Source organism: Aeribacillus sp. JST-2 (assembly GCF_056032925.1).
Map to the genome: position 1 here is coordinate 1 of NZ_JBVVUU010000115.1, position 611 is coordinate 611.

Below are 611 nucleotides of genomic sequence, written 5' to 3' on the forward strand. Positions count from 1 at the left end.
GGATCTGTGATCTTGATTCATGATTTTGGAGTCGATCTCGAAACCTATCATGAATTAGGAAAAAACAATGACTTTCCTATGGTGGAGGAGTGCCCACATTGTCATGCGAAGCATTCCCTTCATCGCCATGGTTTTTATGAACGGAATGCCATCACCGCAGAAAAGGAATATCGTCTCTTGATCTGCCGTTTTCGTTGTTCGATTTGTTTCCAAACGGTATCCATCCTCCCTCACTTTCTTCTCCCATACTTTCAACATACGACTCGTACCATCATTCAGTGGCTCCATGATGTGCTTCATCAAACCGGCACAAATCCATCAAAAAGACAACTCATTTCTTTCTATCTCCGACGATTTATCCAAACAATTTCATGGATTTATATGTATTTTACTTCGGTGAAGGAATCTTTCGGTTGGGAGCGAGATACCCAACAACAAGCTTGTCGATCGATCAGGAAAATCCAACAATGGGGAGAGGAACGGTTTGTCAAAGAGTCGTGGGGGTATTTGTCGACCTACTTTATGGCACATTGTTTTGGACGATAAGGAAGCGCATCTAGGTGTTGAGGTCGTCCCACATACCTTTTGCCTCGACAGGTGGAAAAGAAGAA

Annotated in this window: 1 protein-coding gene; it reads left to right on the top strand. The window is 43.2% G+C overall.

Translation table 11 applies throughout. The features are described 5' to 3' along the window. Positions 1-546, top strand: a 546-nt coding sequence (locus AC0KTX_RS16810) for a DUF6431 domain-containing protein (protein WP_474253167.1), incomplete at its 5' end; no start/stop codon positions are given. Between the last annotated feature and the right edge of the window lie 65 nt (positions 547-611).